Annotated in this window: 17 protein-coding genes and 1 tRNA gene; 9 read left to right on the top strand and 9 right to left on the bottom strand. The window is 65.4% G+C overall.

The annotated features are described in order from the left end of the window. Nucleotides 1–255: 255 nt before the first annotated feature. Nucleotides 256–891 (top strand): nuclear transport factor 2 family protein, encoded by a 636-nt coding sequence (locus U1H82_RS08670; protein ID WP_322964534.1) that lies wholly within the window; start codon nt 256–258, stop codon nt 889–891. 42 nt (nt 892–933) lie between these two features. Here the strand turns inward: U1H82_RS08670 and U1H82_RS08665 are convergent, their stop codons facing one another. Further along, complete coding sequence (locus U1H82_RS08665; RefSeq protein WP_322964533.1) at nt 934–1083, bottom strand: hypothetical protein; 150 nt, start codon at nt 1081–1083, stop codon at nt 934–936. 2 nt (nt 1084–1085) lie between these two features. Here U1H82_RS08665 and U1H82_RS08660 point away from each other — a divergent pair, with 2 nt between their 5' ends. Then, entirely contained in the window at nt 1086–1262 is a 177-nt protein-coding gene (locus U1H82_RS08660) for a KUP/HAK/KT family potassium transporter (RefSeq protein WP_322964532.1), read from the top strand. A 174-nt stretch (nt 1263–1436) separates the two neighbouring features. Next, entirely contained in the window at nt 1437–2576 is a 1140-nt protein-coding gene (locus U1H82_RS08655) for an FAD-dependent oxidoreductase (protein WP_322964531.1), read from the top strand. Nucleotides 2577–2707: 131 nt separating this feature from the next. Here the strand turns inward: U1H82_RS08655 and U1H82_RS08650 are convergent, their stop codons facing one another. From U1H82_RS08650 to U1H82_RS08635, 4 genes are all read right to left on the bottom strand, one after another. Then, complete coding sequence (locus U1H82_RS08650) at nt 2708–4402, bottom strand: serine hydrolase domain-containing protein (protein WP_322964530.1); 1695 nt, start codon at nt 4400–4402, stop codon at nt 2708–2710. 174 nt (nt 4403–4576) lie between these two features. Continuing rightward, on the bottom strand, nt 4577–4804 hold the full coding sequence (locus U1H82_RS08645; protein ID WP_322964529.1) for a hypothetical protein: 228 nt from the start codon (nt 4802–4804) through the stop codon (nt 4577–4579). 23 nt (nt 4805–4827) lie between these two features. Next, on the bottom strand, nt 4828–5925 hold the full coding sequence (locus tag U1H82_RS08640) for an alpha/beta hydrolase (RefSeq protein ID WP_322964528.1): 1098 nt from the start codon (nt 5923–5925) through the stop codon (nt 4828–4830). A gap of 97 nt (nt 5926–6022) precedes the next feature. Then, entirely contained in the window at nt 6023–7519 is a 1497-nt protein-coding gene (locus U1H82_RS08635; RefSeq protein WP_322964527.1) for an FAD-dependent oxidoreductase, read from the bottom strand. A 58-nt stretch (nt 7520–7577) separates the two neighbouring features. On the opposite strand from U1H82_RS08635, the gene U1H82_RS08630 reads away from it, so the two are divergent. Together U1H82_RS08630 and U1H82_RS08625 are read left to right on the top strand one after the other, a co-directional pair. Further along, complete coding sequence (locus tag U1H82_RS08630) at nt 7578–8039, top strand: MarR family winged helix-turn-helix transcriptional regulator (protein ID WP_322964526.1); 462 nt, start codon at nt 7578–7580, stop codon at nt 8037–8039. Between the two features lie 153 nt (nt 8040–8192). Continuing rightward, nucleotides 8193–8453, top strand: a complete 261-nt coding sequence (locus tag U1H82_RS08625; protein WP_322964525.1) for a hypothetical protein — start codon at nt 8193–8195, stop codon at nt 8451–8453. 180 nt (nt 8454–8633) lie between these two features. On the opposite strand, the gene U1H82_RS08620 is transcribed toward U1H82_RS08625, so the two are convergent. Continuing rightward, a tRNA-Ser gene (locus tag U1H82_RS08620) sits at nt 8634–8723 on the bottom strand. A 165-nt stretch (nt 8724–8888) separates the two neighbouring features. Between U1H82_RS08620 and U1H82_RS08615 the strand changes: the two genes are divergently transcribed. Further along, on the top strand, nt 8889–9644 hold the full coding sequence (locus tag U1H82_RS08615) for an EipA family protein (RefSeq protein ID WP_322964524.1): 756 nt from the start codon (nt 8889–8891) through the stop codon (nt 9642–9644). Nucleotides 9645–9860: 216 nt separating this feature from the next. Here the strand turns inward: U1H82_RS08615 and U1H82_RS08610 are convergent, their stop codons facing one another. Next, nucleotides 9861–10271, bottom strand: coding sequence for a hypothetical protein (locus U1H82_RS08610; protein WP_322964523.1), 411 nt, complete (start codon nt 10269–10271; stop codon nt 9861–9863). Next, a complete protein-coding gene (locus tag U1H82_RS08605; RefSeq protein WP_322964522.1) occupies nt 10268–11587 on the bottom strand; it encodes a dihydroorotase in 1320 nt (439 codons plus the stop codon). The genes U1H82_RS08610 and U1H82_RS08605 overlap by 4 nt, the downstream gene beginning before the upstream one ends. A 47-nt stretch (nt 11588–11634) precedes the next feature. Between U1H82_RS08605 and ygfZ the strand changes: the two genes are divergently transcribed. Continuing rightward, nucleotides 11635–12396: a CAF17-like 4Fe-4S cluster assembly/insertion protein YgfZ gene (ygfZ, locus tag U1H82_RS08600; protein WP_322964770.1), complete on the top strand. Its 762-nt coding sequence runs from the start codon at nt 11635–11637 to the stop codon at nt 12394–12396. Between the two features lie 12 nt (nt 12397–12408). On the opposite strand, the gene U1H82_RS08595 is transcribed toward ygfZ, so the two are convergent. Continuing rightward, nucleotides 12409–12930 carry a PilZ domain-containing protein gene (locus tag U1H82_RS08595; RefSeq protein WP_322964521.1) on the bottom strand — a complete coding sequence of 174 codons (522 nt, stop codon included), beginning with the start codon at nt 12928–12930 and terminating at the stop codon, nt 12409–12411. Nucleotides 12931–13092: 162 nt separating this feature from the next. On the opposite strand from U1H82_RS08595, the gene U1H82_RS08590 reads away from it, so the two are divergent. Further along, nucleotides 13093–13596: a hypothetical protein gene (locus U1H82_RS08590; RefSeq protein WP_322964520.1), complete on the top strand. Its 504-nt coding sequence runs from the start codon at nt 13093–13095 to the stop codon at nt 13594–13596. 68 nt (nt 13597–13664) lie between these two features. Next, nucleotides 13665–17186, top strand: a complete 3522-nt coding sequence (locus tag U1H82_RS08585; RefSeq protein WP_322964519.1) for a DUF3857 domain-containing protein — start codon at nt 13665–13667, stop codon at nt 17184–17186. Nucleotides 17187–17223 lie beyond the last annotated feature (37 nt).

Genomic DNA, 17223 nt, shown 5'->3' with positions numbered 1-17223 from the left:
ACCTGCAACGTCACGGCGCTCGACTCAATTTGCATCAATGTCCGCCAGGAGTACGTCCTCATTATTGTCAATTATAGATAGTTCTGCACTGCAACATATCCATTGTATTATTATGTATCACGGACTTTATCGTCATTTACAGAAAAGAGATATGGAGTCAGCTTTTCCCATGGGGTGGGCTTTCATAAACAACACTGGCCGAAAATTGATTTATCAGACAGAATAATTTTAAACGCCTCGAAAGGCCGGCAATCGTTGCTGCAACAGGATACAGGAGAGATGCGTATGAAAGGCATGTGGGCCGGTTTCGTCGCAGGGGCCGTCGTGACGGCCATCGGTTTCTCAATCGGGAGGCACCAGCCAGCATCTGCCTTCGGCCGGTATGACGGATTGGCAGATAGCGACAACATGCGCTGCACCGCCGAACAGCTCGATCATAACCGGCAGCTTGTTCGCACCTTTTTCGCGCCCGGACGATCACCGCGAGACGCCTATGATCTGATGGTGCCGAATTATGTGCAGCACAATGAGGGTGTTAAGCGCTTCGGGCAGATCAACGGCCTTAAGGATCGCGATGCGTTCAAGGCGATCGACGAAATCCTGACGAACAATGGCCAGCGCCCGGAATTGCTGGCGCTGCCGGGCCAGCCAAGGAACGAGATGGCGTTCAAGATCATCGCCACCTGCGACTATGTGGTGGCGATGCACCGCACCTTTGTTCCCGATCCGCAGAAGGTGGGGGCTTTCTATCCCGCTTTCGACTTCGAGTTGTGGCGCATCAGTGACGGTAAATTCGCCGAGCATTGGGATAGCCAAAGAATCCCCACGCCGTTGCCCGACCTTATGCGCGCACCGATGCGACCGGCGAAGCTGGGCGCTCCGGCGCGCTAGCCGACATCCGGGCAATAGCGAAAGGAGAAGAGAACGGCGCGCTTACGGGCGGCGCGGCGTATAAAGCGGTGACTGCGCCGTGAAGATCATGCCCGTCGGGGCATAGGAGATATCCACCCGACCACCGATTTCACGGGCGAGCAACATGCGCAGCAGGCTCGTGCCAAAGCCTTCCTGCGTCGGTGCCGTCACCGATGGTCAATGGCGGCTTCTTCATTCTTCACCTCATCTTTTTTTCGGCAAACGCCATCAAGCTTATGGATGGTGGATGGTTTCCGTTGCTGATTGCGGGCGCGTTTGCCTTCGCGATGCTGACATGGCGCAAAGGCGTAACGCTGGTGGAAAAAGCGCGGACGGTGCTGTCAGTCTAACGCGAACCACTTGCCACACCTATATCAGCACGACGTCGCGAAAAACGGCGCTCACCGGGGGTTCCGCCTTCCGAGGCCGCAGATACGTCGGCCGCGCTTCGCGCGGTGGGCCAGCGTCTTCCAAGAAACTGCCGTCGGCATCGTGTGAAGCCGCAGCGGCCGGGGAGCGCGCATATGCAGAAGACGGTTGGCATTATCGGTGCGGGACTGGGTGGATTGACGCTCGCCAATGTTCTCCACCGTCACGGAATCGGGTCAACCATCTATGAGGGCGAGGCCTCAGCAACCGCCCGATGGCAGGGCGGTTTGCTCGACATGCACGAGAACAGCGGCCAACCGGCGCTGAAGGCAGCAGGTCTGTATGACGCCTTTTTGAAGCTCGTCCGTCCCGGCGAAGATGCCAAGCGTGTGGTAGACGGCAAGGGCACCATCCTATTCGACGCACCGGGAAGTGCAGCGTCGACGCGTCCCGAGGTCGAGCGCGGAGAGCTACGCACGTTGCTGATGAGCTCTCTTCGCGCTCAAGCCATCCACTGGGGGCGCAAGGCTGTGTCGTTCTCGCCGCTCGGCGACGGCCGCCATCACATCACCTTTGCCGATGGCACGTCCGAAACGGTAGACATCCTGGTCGGGGCGGACGGCGCTTGGTCAAAGGTTCGGCCGCTCCTCTCCGATGCGAACCCGATCTATTCCGGCATTTGCTTTATCGAGATCGCATTGAACGGCAGCGATCCGACCAATGCCATCAGTATCGCGGCGATCGGGAATCGCACCATGATGGCGGTAGCACCGGGCAAGGGCATCATCGCGCATCGGCACGCAGACGGCAGCGTGACGGGCTATATCGCCCTCAACAAACCGGAAGCATGGGTCCGCTTAGTTGATTTCGATGATATGGCGGCGGGGCTGTCCTTCATCGCGCAGCAGTTCGCTGGCTGGTCGTATCACCTCACCCACCTTATCACCAATAGCCCGACCACGCCGACGATCCGCCCGATCTATGCGCTCAAGCCCGGTGTGCAGTGGCCGAGGATGCCCGGCGTGACGCTAATCGGCGATGCGGCACACCTCATGTCGCCCTTCGCGGGCGGGGGCGCCAACCTCGTGATGCTCGATGGTGCCGAGTTGGCTCAGACGATCATGGACCATGGCAACAATGTTGAAGCCGCGTTATCCGCGTATGAAGGTGCGATGTTCCCGCGAAGCAGCGAGGTCGCGCGACTATCGGCCGAAAACCTGTCGCTGTTCTTCGGTAACAGCGCGCCCCGCAGCGTGGTCGAGCTATTCACGCAACTTGTGCCGGCAAGCCCGTAACGGGCGTTTTACATTCTTCCCTATTGGGATCGGGAAACGGGAAAGCTGGCGGTTTCTCAAAACCCTGATCCAGGACGCTCCTGAGAAAGTAGATAGCCTGGTCACACGTACTTGCCTCGCCAAGCTGCCAATTACGGCTCCGCAATACGAGGCGCGACGGTTTCCTCGCCGTTTTGCCGCAGCGTCACGGCATCGATGGTCCCGGCTGCTTCGTGGAAGGTGAGATCGAACGGCACGATCGTGCCGAAGAACGCCAGCGGCCCCGATGTCCGGATCGGCAGCGCCTGCTGCCCGATCAACTGGATCATCAGCCGGTCCTTCGACCGGAACACGGTGATGACCTGATCCGGCGCGAGCCGGTAGCGACCGATGAACCGGTCTAGCCCCGCCGGCGGGATGGCGAAGAAGGGGCGGGCGGCGGGCGGCTCCGCTGGCGGCGGAGCGGCAGCGATCGGCGAACCGGTCAGCAGGTGCATCGCGATGTCATCGACCCCGGGCTGCGTCATGGCATTGGCCAGTGCCACCACGCCGCGTCGACGCACCGGATCGAACGCGATCCGCGCAAGATAGCCTCCGGTCGCACCGCCATGCGTCACGACCCGGCCGACCCGAGTGGTATTGATCATCCACCCTATGCCCATCGCCGATTTCGGCCCGTCGCCTTCGGCACGGATCACCTGCATCATGTCCATCGCCGGCTTGAGCGACGTGGGGATAAAGCCGAGATTCGCCGCCAGCAGGTCGAGCATGTCGCCTGCATCCGATCGCAGCCCGCCTGCCGGTGCCATCACGCTGTCGTCCCAGGGAGCGACCGGCCGAAGATATTCATCATGCGGCGTCGCCTGCAGGCGCATATCCCCGCGAGCATGACGTATCCGCGTATCGTCCATGTGCAGGGGCGCGGTGATGCGTGTCCGGACCAGTGTCGCGTAATCCGTACCGGCCCGCTGCGCGAGGATCTGGCCGAGCAGGGCGACGCCTAGGTTTGAATATTCATACGCCGCCCCCGGTTCGCGATCGGGCACCCAGGACTTCAGAAATTCCCGCATCAGCGCCGGGGTGTAGTCGGCATAAGGATTGCCTTCATCGGCGAAGGGCAGGTTGAGCGGCAGCCTTGGCAGCCCCGAGCGATGCGTCGCGAGGTCGAGCAACGTGATCGGACGGCCCCGCACCGGCAGCGTCCATCCGGCCGGCAGATACTTCGCGGCAGGATCGTTCAGCCCGACTTCGCCGCGTGCCGCCATGTCGGCCAGCAGCAGTCCGGTGAACACCTTGGTGATCGAGCCGATCTCGGACAGTGTATCCGTCTTAGCCGGACCGCGCGCGACGATGCGGCGGCCTCCCGCATCGATCACGCCGACCACGATCGCCTCGCCCGGACGCTGCGCGATGCGGCGATCGAGGATCTCGCAGATTTCGGCATCGGACGGCAATGTCCACGCATCCTCCGACCCAACGGAGCGGGGCGGCGGACCGCCGGCCGCCAGCGACAGCGGCAATTGCGCACCCCCCTGCGACCAGACGCCTACCCAGCGCCGCGTCATGGCGTCCCAGTGCGCGGTGTATCGACTGCCGTTGCTCGGCACCGTGAACGTCAGCGTCGTCGACGTCATCATTATGGCGTCGAGCGGGGTATTCCAAGAACGCTGGTCGAGGCTGTCGAAACTGCCGCGGAGAATACCGTCACGATCGACGCTGAAATGCACCGCGATTCGCAACGTCGCCCGTGACGGCAGCGTCAACGTCCCGAGCCAATCGCCACTCTGCGTTGCCGGGGACGGAGTCGCAGCTTGCGCTAGGATCATCATCGCGCTCGTCAGGATCATGCGACGGTTTTGCCCGAAGATGGGATGCGATCAACGCAGATCATGCCATCGAAGCGATGACAGACAAGTAGAGAACACGAACGTCCGCCTTCCCGATTAGGAACGGGCCGTGAGACGGCCGGGGCATTCCCATTGGGATCGAATTTCGGGAAAGCCCGGACCTGCACGGCCAACTCAAACGATCGTGCCGAATTCCATGCCCACTGGCTCGATCATGGAGCGGAAGTGCTCACAATCCACGTTGCTGATCCAACCGGCGCAGATCGCTTCGGCATGATCTTGGTCCCTGGCAAAGGCCAGATCGATGAACGTGCCATCCTGTAGCTTTACAAGATGCTGGCGCCGCCATCCAGCCTGGTGCCCCAGATGACGGGACACCATCGCCGCATAGGTGGCTCGCATCGAGCTTTCCTCGATGCCGGGCTTCAGCCTGAAGCGACCAAGCTCGATGCCGCTCCCCGGCACGACCGGCTGCGGGTCGAGTGACGGAGCGATGTAGTGGGCCATGCTCGCGACCGTCGCGACTGAGCCGCGAAAGTCCGCAAATTCAGCGGCGTTCCCGACCACTTGTGCGGCGACGCAGGCGCTATGATGATCGGTCCAGGCAACCAGATCGATCCGCTCGTTCGGATCTTCCACACCTTTGAAGGGCGTCCACCCGCCCGGCGCAGCGCGCGGTGCATGCGAACCGTATTGGACAAGAAGAGGTCCCGTGTGCCCGACTGAAGGAAGATCGGCGGGAAGTTGCTGAGATCGCCGAACAAGGGCGAGAGATAAGGATGCGACAGGTCGGCGCCCCCGGCATATAGCTCGTTGTTCCGCATGAGCGAGCAGGGCAGCACGACGTCCACCATGTGGTTGACCTGGAAACTGTCGCCGGATTCGGTCAAATCGACCTGCGGGGAGAGCAGCACCAAACCCGCGGGCAGCGGAAGCCCTTCATGCTTCGCGCGTAGGAGCATTGCGGCCGCCAGATTGCCGCCCGCCGATCGCCTGCCGATGACGATGCATGCCGGCGCATGGCGTTCGAGCACGTGGCGATACGCCGCCATCGCATCGTCCAGCGCTGCGGGATAACAATGCTCGGGCGGCATCCTGTAATCGACGCCGTAGCATAGAAGCCCGTGGCGGTCCGCCTGCATTCGCGCCAGCGCGCGGCAGGCGTCGCCGCCACCGAACACCAGTGCGCCGCCGTGGAAGTCCAGATAGGCGCAGCCCGGCGCAGTCCTGCTGTCGGGCGTCGCGATATGGATCGTGGTATCGCCGGTTCGGATCGTCTCCACGCCTGAGTGCAGCGTGCCAGCCAGTCCCTTCACAGCCGCCGCATAGTGACCCTCCGCCGCTGCCTTGACCGTCATCCAGCCAGCATGATCGTCGGGCGAGGGCATGGTGTAGAGTGCGTTCAATGGAACGCCATCCTGATTCAGCTGCCGTTCGAGGCTGGCGCGCGCCTCTGGACTGATCGAGGACGGAAAGGGGATGAGACGGGCTTGCACCATCACGCCGGTTTTTTGATCGCTCATATCCATAGTCTCCTCGCGATTACCGCCTCATCATAATGGGTCCAGAGACCGCCGCATCCGTGACATGGCGAACAATGGCAGGTGGTGGGGATGCGCGTCATTGCGGCTTTGCGGGGAGCACGCCGTCCAGATAGCGTTCGAGCCCGTCTTCGCGTTCGTCGGTGCCGAGTATCCCAGCCAGATAACCATCCGGCCGGATGAGCGCCCATTCATCGGCGCGCAATCCATAGGCGGCGGCGATATGACCGCCATCGTCCACCAGATCCCCCCGATCACCGATCAGCGCCATGCGAAGGCCCGGACGAGCGGCGGGTCTTCCCCCCGTGCCAAAGCCGAGCAGCGTCCATTGCGGCCCTTGAAACACAGTGAAGAGCCGCGTCGGCTGGCCAGCGCTGCCACGGCACGGTGCGTCCGGCGCGCGATCGCCAGGCTGGAGTCTCGTGCCGGTCTGCGACCCCGCAACGGACAGCGACGAGCACCGATAGCCGAGATCGAGCTGCCTGACCTCGCGGTTGCGACGCATGGGCCCCTCCCGCGCTTCGCCGAGCAGGCGGGTCGACAGCCCTAGCATGTCCGCTGCGATCGGACGGCGTTCCTCCTCATAACTGTCGAGCAAAGTCGCTGGCGCGCGTGCGAGAACCGCTGCCAGCTTCCAGCCGAGATTATACGCGTCCTGGACGCTGGTATTGAGGCCCTGGCCGCCCGTCGGGGGATGGATGTGCGCCGCGTCACCGGCGAGAAAGACGCGCCCGCTCCGATATCGGTCCGCTAAGCGCGCGTTCATCGCATAGACCGACGACCAGTGGACCGAACGGACGACAATCCCCGGCACCCCGGTGCGCGCCGCGACCAGTGCGGTCAGGCCAGCGGGAGACAGGTCGACCTCTCCCTCCAGCGGCACCGGCCCCTGAAGTTGGAAAAGGTCCGTCCCAGCGAGCGGACAGATCATCACCTGCGTCGCGCCGGTGCCGCGCTGGAAACGATGCCATGCGGTCCGATCGAGCCCCTCCAGTTGCACATCGGCGACGAATGCGCGGATGCCGAGCGTTTCTCCAGGAAAGCCTATGCCGAGCATATGGCGCACGGCGCTACGACCGCCGTCCGTGCCGACCAGGTAGCGGGCGCGAATGACATGGTCGCCAGTGCTATCGATGATTCGGGCGGTCACGCCATCGGCATCCTGATCGAACCCTACCAGTTTCCGGCCGAACGCGGGCCTATGCCCGAGTTCGACCAGCCGCTCCCGCATCACGGCTTCGGTTGCGAACTGGGGCACCATCAACGGCGCGACATAGGGTTCGGCCGGGGTCGGTACGGCGTCTCCGGTCAGCGACGTGTCATGCACGCTTCCGTCCGGGCGATACTCCCGCACCGGGGGATAGGGCGCACCTATCGCGGCAAGCCGATCGACAAAGCCGAGATCCTCGAACACCTCCAGCGTCCTGGGCTGGATGCCCTTGCCTCGCGAGCCGCCGAACGGTCGCTCGTTCTGTTCGACGAGCATGAAGGCCACGCCGCGGCGCGCAAGATCGATGGCCAGGGTGAGACCCGCGGCCCCTGCGCCGATGATCAGGACGTCGGTATCGTAGGACATTGCCATCTCCACGAACTAATGTGCAATATGCACATATATCGATGCAACCGGAGGGGCAATGAAAAGCGTGAATAATACACACGATGGTGCTATCCTTCGCGACCTGCACGGCGCCGTCATCGATCTGGTCGACGAGATGAACCGCCCCCGCCGCGATGACCGGCTGATCGAGGAGGCGGGTATCGCGCTCGACCGGGCGTTGTTCCCGCTGCTCGGGCGGATCTGGCGATATGGACCGATCGGGGTCGTCGACCTGGCCGATCGCACCGGTCGCGATCATACGACGGTCAGCCGTCAGATAGCGAAGCTGGAGGAACTAGGCCTTGTCGAACGTCGGCCGTCGACGACGGACAAGCGCGTGCGGGAGGCGACGGTCAGCGCAAAGGGGCTCGACATGATCGTTGCGCTGAACGCCGCGCGCGAAAGGCTCGCCAATCATATTCTGGCATCCTGGACGGACGCCGAACTGGACGACCTGCGCAAGCTGCTCCGTCGCTTCGCCGACGATCTCATGCGCTGAGGGTCGGCGGAGGAGCTCGCGTTCCGTCCCGATATCTTATGTGTGGCACGGTGGCGACCGGGTCCGCGCGACCGCCATTGGCCGCCGCAAGCCACTGGCCAGGACCCCGAGCAGGTGGTGCGGATCAAGTCGCGCAACTTCCATTGATCGCCTGTGTCTCGCCATCAACGGATCATCACCGAGCTGTCCCTCCACATCCTGCGCGCGGCCGCCGCCCGGCCGGGAAAGGGCAAGGTCGACACTATCGAAGTGCGGGTCGCACTGCGCTGCCTGATCGCGCACTGCCCAGAGCGCTGGCCGCTCGACATGTTCTGGAACTCGGCTGGGACCGATCACGACATAGGTCGCGCGCAAGGCTGCGCGGCGGCACCGAATGGGATTGTGAGACAGCTCGAATTGAACGCGTCAGCGTGAAGCCCAAGCCGACACGCGTCTGCATGCCATCAGCTTGTGCAAAACAAATAGATTTCAGAATCACGCAACGCACGCTTCGCCAGCGTTCACGTCTGGTCGCTAAGAACCAAATCAAAAGTAGGCATGAATGTGGGCAGGAAATCGTCGTTCGAGATTTTATCGAATAAAATCAACGAGATGTGGCGGAGACGGAGGGATTCGAACCCTCGGTACGGTTTCCCGTACGACGCTTTAGCAAAGCGTTGGTTTCAGCCACTCACCCACGTCTCCGGTTGCGGCAGGGGGCGGCTATAGCGGGGTGAGGGGAGGCAATCAACCGGGTCTGGGCGGGATTTTATGAGGAAAATCGACTAGGCCGCTTTTCGTCATTCATTGCCACGCAAGGCGTGGGCTGGTTAACGTGCCGGATCGGTTCGCCGGGGGAGTTGCAAAGTCATGCGTTTCGTCTGTCTGGGTCTGTCGCTGCTGGGCGGCCTTGCCTTGGTCGCCACCGGGCCTGCCACTGCGCAGGTCCGCACGATCGATCCCAATCAGGGCATCGACAGCGACCTGGGCACGCAGCCGTCGCGCCCGGCGCAACAGCCGCATAATGTACCGCAGGACGACGTCCCGCCGGTCCAGTCGACGCCGCCCGTGCAACAGCCGCCGGTCACCAATCCGCCCGTCACCACGCCTGATTCGCGGGCGACCCAGACGACCCAGGCTGCCGACACGTTCGAGCGCGACGATCTGATGGCGGCGGGTGAGGACGTGTTCGGCAAGGGCGCCGAGGGCCTGGCGGGCATGATCGAGCGTATCCTGCGCGAACAGGGGCGCCCCAACGCCTATATCGCCGGGCGTGAAGCCTCTGGCGCGTTCGTCGTCGGGCTTCGCTATGGTTCGGGCATCATGACCCATAAGGTCGAGGGGCAGATGCCGGTCTATTGGACCGGGCCCTCGCTGGGCTTCGATATCGGTGGCGACGCGAACAAGGTGTTCGTGCTGGTCTATAATCTCTACGATACCGAGGAGCTGTTCCACCGCTTCCCGGCGGCCGAGGGGCGGCTCTATTTCGTCGGCGGGTTCGCCGCGACCTATTTGCGGCGCGGCAATGTCGTGCTGATCCCGGTGCGGCTGGGCGTGGGTTGGCGCGCGGGCGTGAATGTCGGCTATATGAACTTCACCCACAAGGCGCGCTGGCTACCGTTCTGATTGACCGGTCGGGCGGGTGGCTCCGCGCGGACCCGATTTGCGAGTCTAAACCCTGACGACATCGCATTGAACCATCATGAGCCCCTCCCCTTCAGGGGAGGGGTTGGGGTGGGGCATTGCCCCGAACCGCACGCTTGCGGCTCCGCCCCACCCCCGGCCCCTCCCCTGAAGGGGAGGGGGCATCTCATGTCATCCCGCTCTGGCCCCCATCAACCGCTATTGGCCCTGTCCCCGAACCAGCAGTCGATAGGGCTCGCTGAGCGTGATGACCGGCACGTCCCAGGGATGCACGGCCAGCAATGCCTCGGTCAGGGCATCCACATCCGCCCCGGCATCGTAGATCGCGGTGAGGATGACGGTGGGCGACCAGCTTGCCTGACCCACGGTCCCCAGCGTCGGCACCGCCCCGTCGCCGGGACGAAAGCCTTCATAGCCGATCGCCAGTTCCACCACCTCGCGATATCGTCCGAAATCGCCGAGCGGGGGCGTGCGCAGGATGGCGAGCAGGGCGGCGGCGGTCTGGTCCCGCTCGACCGCGCCCGGATCGCCCGCCAGCAGCGCGGTCAGCGTGGCGGGGGCGACCGGGCAATAGACCCGGATGTCGCGCACCCACCGTACCGCGCTCATCCGAAATCGACCGCTTCGAAGCGGATCGGCTGGCCGGTCGGTGCCTCGGCGAGCTGGTCTTCCCACATCGCCACCTGGCCGCGCACGATCGTCCCGATCGGCTTGCCGGTCAGTTCCATGCCGGTGAAGGGCGACCAGCCGCACTTGGACTGAAGCCACTGATCCTCGATGGTCCAGCGCTTCTTCAGGTCGACGATGGTGAAGTCCGCATCGTACCCGGCGGCGATCCGCCCCTTGCCGACGATACCGAAGATGCGCTGCGCCCCCGCACTGGTCAGCTCGATCACCCGCTGGAGCGACAGGCGACCGTTCGCCGCATGGTCGAGCAGCAGCGGCAGCAGCGTCTGCACGCCCGGCATCCCGCTGGGGCTGCCCGGATAGGGCTTGGCCTTTTCCTCCAGCGTGTGCGGCGCATGGTCCGAGCCTATCACGTCGGGCACGCCCTGGTTCAGCCAGTGCCACAGACCGTCGCGATGCGTGCCCGAACGGATCGGCGGGTTCATCTGCGCCAGCGTGCCGAGGCGCGGATAGGCTTCCTCGCCCGCCAGCGTCAGATGCTGGGGCGTGACCTCGCAGGTCGCGATGTCCTTGTGCTGGGCGATATATTCCAGCTCGGCGGGCGTGGTGACGTGCAGGATGTGGATGCGCCGATTGGCCGCGCGCGCCAGGCGCAGGATGCGGCGAGTGGCGAGCAGCGCGCTCTCATCGTCGCGCCAGACCGGGTGCGAGGCGGGATCGCCCTCGATCCGCTCGCCCGCGCGCGCGTTCATCCGGTCCTCGTCCTCGGCATGGATGGCGACGCGGCGATGACCCGAGGCGAGCACTTCGGCCAGCCGCGCATCCTCCGACACCAGCAGGTCGCCGGTCGAGGCGCCCATGAAGATCTTCACCCCCGCCGTGCCCGGCATCCGCTCCAGCTCGGCCAGGTCGCGGGCATTGTGGTTGGTCGCGCCGACATAGAAGGCGTGGTCGCAATACATGGTCCTGGCGCGGGTCAGCTTGTCGGTGATCGCGTCGGCCGAATCGGTGTTCGGCTTGGTATTGGGCATTTCGAAGACGGCCGTCACGCCACCCATCACCGCTGCGCGGCTGCCGCTGGCCAGGTCTTCCTTGTGCATCAGGCCGGGCTCGCGGAAATGCACCTGGCTGTCGATCACGCCGGGCAGGATGTCGAGCCCGGTGCAGTCGATCACGCGACCCGCATCCCCCGTCGCCCCGATCGCGACGATCCGGCCGTCGCGCACGCCGACATCGGCACGAACCGGGCCGCCGGGGGTGTGAACGGTGCCGCCGGAGAGAAGCAGGTCGAAGGTCATGACAAACGGGCCTTTCGCGAATGAGCGCGCCTTCCTACCTTGCCCGGATGAGCGATACCACCCCGACGACCGCCCCCGATGCGACCGCTGCCACGACCCTGATCGATCGCCGCCTGATCCGCGTGGCGGGCGAGGATGTGCGCGGATTCCTGCAAGGATTGGTGACGCAGGATGTCATCGGGCTGGAGCCCGATCACCCACGCTGGGCCGCGCTGCTGACGCCGCAGGGCAAGGCGCTGTTCGACTTCATCCTGTGGGCGGACGGCGAGGATGTGCTGATCGATGCCGAGGCGGCGCAGGCCGATGCGCTCATACGGCGGCTGGCCATGTACCGGCTGCGCCGCGCGATCACGATCGCGCCGGTCGAGGGGCTGGCCGTGCATTGGTCCCGTGATGCCGAAGGCCGCCCCCACGACCCACGCCTGGCCGAACTGGGCCATCGCTGGCTGGCCCCGGCAGGCGCGGCGGCGAGCCGGTGGACCGCGCACCGGCTGTCGCTGGGCGTGACCGAGGGGGTCGGCGAACTGGGCTCGGGCGAGACGCTGTGGCTGGAATGCAATGCCCGCGAGCTGAACGGCGTCAGCTTCACCAAGGGCTGCTATGTCGGGCAGGAGAATACGGCGCGGATGCATCACCGTGCGAAGGTCAACCGGCGGCTGGTGGTGGCCCCGCTGGCGCAAGCGGGGGATCGGACCCGCGCGTGCTATCCCGAACTGGGCCTGATGGTCGAGCATCGCCGCGTCGAAGCGCTGGCCGATGCGCTCCGCCCCGAATGGCTGGCGGCGGCGCTGCGGGCGGACGCGGACTGAACCGCGCCGGGATCACTGGCCGATTGCCCGGCCGATCTGCGCGACGGGGGCGGCCAGCAGATGGCCGACCTGGGTCGCGATCGTGATCGCCGCGATCAGACCGAACAGGCCGAGCGCGCCGAACTGCATCGCGCTGGAGATCGAGCGGCTGCGTTCCATCCGGCGGGCGGCGTTGATCTCGCTGGTCATGCGGTGGCGCGACACGCGGCGTTCCTGCCCCTGATCGTCGTGCGTCGGGCGCGATTCCAGCCGGGGTTCGTTCAGCATCGTATCGGCGCTGATGACATCCTGGGTCCGAACGCCCGCGAAGCGGTCGCGCCGCCACACGACGCGCGCGATCACCACCTGACGCCCGCGCCGCAGATCGAGATATTCGCCCGGCGTGAGCGCATCGTCGCAGGCGATCATCATGCCCCGTGACGAGATATTATGGATGCACGCATCGCCCCATCCACGGGGGGATTTGATGCGACAGGGAATCAGGACCTGTCGGCGCGCTTCCCGGTTTTTATAGCCCGAACCGGAACGCCCCATGGCAGCTCCCCTGATGCTTGGTGGAACAGAACTGCCTGTCCATATCGATCAGACACCAAGAAAGGATGAATCGCTTTTCATCCATGTTCCTACGGGCAATGCTGCGGCATGACGCGGCCGGACTTTTCGATTATGCTGGAGCGATAGATAAAAGGAGAGGTCATGCTGAGGATCGGCCCGCCGCTTGCCATGCTGTGCGCATTGACGTCTGTCCCGGCGCTGGCGGCCGACAGCTATAGCTGGGGCAAGCCCGGCGCCTCACGGCAGGACTTCGAAGGGGGCAGCCGGGCCTGTATACTGCAGGCGACCCGGCGCGACGTGGCCGGGGACACGCAGACCAAACGCTATGTGCGCGGGACCGACGTGCTGGACCGCGAGAACAACATGCCGCCGATGGGCAATGACGACGCGTTCGCCCGCAGCGAGCGGCAGGTCCTGTTGCGGCGTGCCTATGCGCCGGACCGGCAGGCCGATTCCCTGCAGGCGCAACTGCAATCCGAAGTGGACCAATGTCTGGTCAAGGCCGGTTATGTCCGCTTCGCCCTGTCGCGCGAGCAGGCGCGGACGCTGCGTCGCTACCGGCCCGGTTCCGAGCAGCGAAAAACCTATCTCTACACGCTGGGCAGCGACGCCCGGATCGTCGCGGCGCAGAAAGTCGCGGACTGACCGGCACCGTCCCCCTTGCCAGCGTCCGATCGGGGCCATAGCCTCGCGCGTATCTCTTGGGGGGCCAGGTGACTGTGACGATATTGGGTGTGCCGCGACGCCGGTGGGCGGGGTTCGCGTTGATGGCGGGGGTGGCGAGTGTCTCGCTGTGCGGGGGCACGGCGGCGGTCGCTGCACCCAACGACGTGAAGGCGTCCACGCAGGCCCCCCCCGCACAGACCCCCGGTGTCGCGGTCGAGGCGGTGCCCGACTGGGTGCGTGACCGGTCCGTCCCGCCTGCGACGCCCGCGCGGGTCGAGCGGGCCCAGGACGGCACCGTCTATCTGCTCAACGACCAGCAATATCGTGCCCGTGCCGACGGGCATGACGACTGGTTCCGCTTCGCCAGCAAGGTCGTCGACCGCAGCGGGCTGGAATCGGCGGGGCAACTCACGCTGACCTATGATCCGGCGTTCGAGCAGGTCGCGGTCGCCTTCATCCGCGTGATCCGCGACGGCCAGGTCATCGACCTGACCCGCGACACCCAGTTTCGCATCGTCGAGCGCGAAAGCGACCTGAAGGACGGGATCGTCAGCGGCAGCCTGAAGGTCATGGCGAACCTGCGCGACGTGCGGGTCGGCGACGTGGTCGATTATGCGACGATCGTCCATACCCGGTCCAGCCTGTGGCCGGGCCAGTCCTTCCACTCTTTTTCGCAGCGTTTCTCCGATCCGCTGGCGATGCGCGCGATCCGCATGGTCTGGCCGAGCGGCATGACCCCGGCCTACAAGGCGCTGAACAGCGACATCGCCTTCACGACCAAGCCGATCGACGGCGGCACCGAATGGGAATGGGTGGTGCAGGACCCGCCCGTGGCCAAGGGCGAGGCGGATGTGCCCGACGGGGCGTTCCAATGGGGCCGGGTCGATGTCTCGACGATGCCGCGCTGGGCCGATGTCGCGGCCTGGGCGAACGGCGTGTATCAGGGGGACGAGACGCTGCCCGTCGACTTCGCCGCGCGGCTGGATGCGATCGCCAAGGCCTCGCCCGGCGCGGCCGACCGGCTGACCGCCGCCTCGCGCTATGTCCAGGACAATATCCGCTATGTCGGCGAGGAGCTGGGGGAGGGGTCGTTCGTGCCCCGGCGGCCCGCCACCGTGCTGGCGCGCGGCTATGGCGACTGCAAGGACAAGAGCCTGCTCCTCGCGCTGGCGCTGCGACGGCTGGGCATCGATGCGGTCCCGGCGCTGGTGGCGACCAGCGCGGGCGAGCGCCTGCCCGACCGGCTGCCTGCCCCGACGCAGTTCGACCATGTCATCGTGCGCGCGGTGGTCGACGGCCGGGTGATGTGGATCGACCCGACCGGCACGCATCGGGGCGGACGCGGCACCGCCATCGTCGCCTCCGACCTGGGCTATGCCCTGCCGATCCGTGCCGGGCAGGCCGGGCTGGAGAAGATGGAGGGCTTTGGCGACCATGCCGGGCGGATGAGCGTGGTCGAACAGTTCGCAGTGGACGAAAAGGCCCCCGTCGCCATGACCCTGCATGTCGAGACCCGCTTCACCGAGGCGCGCGCCGACCGGATGCGGGCGCAATGGGCCTCGGGCTCGGCGCGCAGCATCGCCGATGGTAATCTCGATTTCTATCGCAAGCGCTTCCCCGGCATCGTCGAGGCCAAGCCGTTGGTCCTGAAGGACGATCGCGAGGCCAATGCGTTGACGATGGTCGAGGATTACACCCTGTCGCGCGAGGCCTTCGACACGGCGAAGCTGTCGACCAAACTGATTACCCGTGCCTATGCGTTGCAGAATATCCTGCCCGATCGCCAGACGGGGCCGCGCCGCAACCCGCTGACGCTGCCCGACCATATCGTCAACGACCAGATGATCGAGCTGCGGGTCAAGGACCGGATGCTCCAGCCGCTGGAGGATGTGGATGCCAAAAGCGGGCCGATCGCCTTTTCGCGGGTGTCGACCAAGCTGCCCGACGGCCTGCGCATTGCCTATCGCCTGGACACCGGTCCGCGCGCGTCCGTTCCCGCATCGGAGGCGGATGCGGTCTATACCGTGTCCGACAAGGTCGGGGACGAGACGGGAATCGAATTCTATCTCGACAAGTCGGCGCGGCCTTCGGAAATGCCCGGCGGCCTGGACCCGGCCATCGCCCAGGCGATCCGGCCCGATATGGAAAAGGTCCAGGAGCTGATCGGCAAGCCCGATCAGGCGTCCAAGATCGAGGCGCTGGCGCTGATCGCGACGATCTCCGAGAAACTGCCCCATCCCTCGCCCGCCGCCGGGTTGATCGACGGGCTGAAGGGCGCGGTGCTGGCCATGTTGCAGCGGCCGCAGGCGGCGCTGACCGCCTTCCGCTCCGCCACCGCGCAGTTCGACGGCAACCCGGCCGTCTATCGCGCCTGGATCGGCTATGAGGTGGACCAGGGCACGGCGGGCACCGTCGCCAAGGCGCTGCAACGCACCCGCACCGCCCAGCCCGAGGTCGTCGCCACATTGGACGAACAATGGGTCCGCGCCGCGTTCCAGCGGGTGCAGCAGCTGGCGCCCGACCAGCGAACCCCGGTGCGCGAGGATATCTGCCTGTCGCTGGTCGATGGCGGGTGGCAACAGGCGCCGCGCACCGCGTTCGGCGACACGATGCTGGGCTGTGCGATCATGGCGCATGCCCGGCGTGGGCAGGCGGCCGAGGCGCGTGCGCTGCTCGCCAAGGACCCGCCGACCGGCCCGCTCGTCATGCTGGGCATGGACCGGCGCTATCAGGCCTTTTGGCCGGCGATGGACCGGCTGGCCGCCGATCGTTTCCGGTCCTCGCTCGACGGCGATCTGCGGCGCAGCGCGGCGGCGGCCAAGGCCACGCCCGGCGATTACAAGGCCGTGCTACGCCACATGCAGGCCCTGCGCGCGCTCGGCCGCTTCGACGAGGCGATCGCGGCGGGCAAGGCGATGGCGAGCGATCGCGCCAAGATCGAGATGGTCGGCAACGACGCCTTCTGGCTGGTCAACGAATATGCGGCGGGGCTGCGCATGGCCGGTCGCGGTGACAAGGCGATCGCGGCGATGGACCAGGTGCTGGCGCTGGGCATCGGGCAATATCCCGAACTCGGCTCGCTGGCGATCAACCGGGCCGAGATGCTGCTCGGCGCGGGCAAGGATCAGGCGGCGCTCGACAGCCTGAACGATCTGGCGACCCATCATTCGGCGAGCCTGAGCCCCTATGGTCAGGCATGGATCTGGTCCGACCGGTCCTGTGCGCTGCACCGGCTGGGTCGTGATGCGGAGGCCAAGGCGGACGAAGCCAAGCTGACCGCCAAGCCTTCCGACAATTGGGGCGCGGCGACGCGGATCGCCGCCTGTCGCGGCGACGTGCCGGGCGTGGCGGAGTTGTTGATCGCCCGCCTGCGCGACGAAGAGGCGCGGCCCGATGTGATGGAGCAGTTCCTGACCTTCGACACGGCCGAGACGCAGACCCCGGCCGACCAGATGATCCTGCAGACGCTGGCCAAGGCACGCGCCACCCCCGCCGTGCAGGTCGAGTTCGCCAAATATGGCCGGACCCTGCGCTATGCGGGCACGTCGCAAGGCTGGAGCACCTATTGAGCGATCCTCCCTGCTGCGGGGAGGATTGTCATGACAG

It is taken from the genome of Sphingomonas fuzhouensis (genome assembly GCF_034659795.1).
Taxonomy (GTDB): domain Bacteria; phylum Pseudomonadota; class Alphaproteobacteria; order Sphingomonadales; family Sphingomonadaceae; genus Sphingomonas; species Sphingomonas fuzhouensis.
The sequence above is the reverse complement of the archived record's forward strand: the minus strand, read 5'-3'. Positions and strand labels throughout refer to the sequence as shown.

Bases quoted from the DNA above. Each gene is read 5' to 3' on its own strand.
- ygfZ (WP_322964770.1), top strand. From the start codon at position 11,635: ATGAGCGATACCACCCCGACGACCGCCCCCGATGCGACCGCTGCCACG.
- U1H82_RS08630 (WP_322964526.1), top strand. From the start codon at position 7,578: ATGAAAAGCGTGAATAATACACACGATGGTGCTATCCTTCGCGACCTG.
- U1H82_RS08640 (WP_322964528.1), bottom strand. From the start codon at position 5,925: ATGAGCGATCAAAAAACCGGCGTGATGGTGCAAGCCCGTCTCATCCCC.
- U1H82_RS08635 (WP_322964527.1), bottom strand. From the start codon at position 7,519: ATGTCCTACGATACCGACGTCCTGATCATCGGCGCAGGGGCCGCGGGT.
- U1H82_RS08595 (WP_322964521.1), bottom strand. From the start codon at position 12,930: ATGGGGCGTTCCGGTTCGGGCTATAAAAACCGGGAAGCGCGCCGACAG.
- U1H82_RS08605 (WP_322964522.1), bottom strand. From the start codon at position 11,587: ATGACCTTCGACCTGCTTCTCTCCGGCGGCACCGTTCACACCCCCGGC.
- U1H82_RS08655 (WP_322964531.1), top strand. From the start codon at position 1,437: ATGCAGAAGACGGTTGGCATTATCGGTGCGGGACTGGGTGGATTGACG.
- U1H82_RS08590 (WP_322964520.1), top strand. From the start codon at position 13,093: ATGCTGAGGATCGGCCCGCCGCTTGCCATGCTGTGCGCATTGACGTCT.
- U1H82_RS08645 (WP_322964529.1), bottom strand. From the start codon at position 4,804: ATGCGAGCCACCTATGCGGCGATGGTGTCCCGTCATCTGGGGCACCAG.
- U1H82_RS08650 (WP_322964530.1), bottom strand. From the start codon at position 4,402: ATGATCCTGACGAGCGCGATGATGATCCTAGCGCAAGCTGCGACTCCG.
- U1H82_RS08660 (WP_322964532.1), top strand. From the start codon at position 1,086: ATGGTCAATGGCGGCTTCTTCATTCTTCACCTCATCTTTTTTTCGGCA.
- U1H82_RS08615 (WP_322964524.1), top strand. From the start codon at position 8,889: ATGCGTTTCGTCTGTCTGGGTCTGTCGCTGCTGGGCGGCCTTGCCTTG.
- U1H82_RS08610 (WP_322964523.1), bottom strand. From the start codon at position 10,271: ATGAGCGCGGTACGGTGGGTGCGCGACATCCGGGTCTATTGCCCGGTC.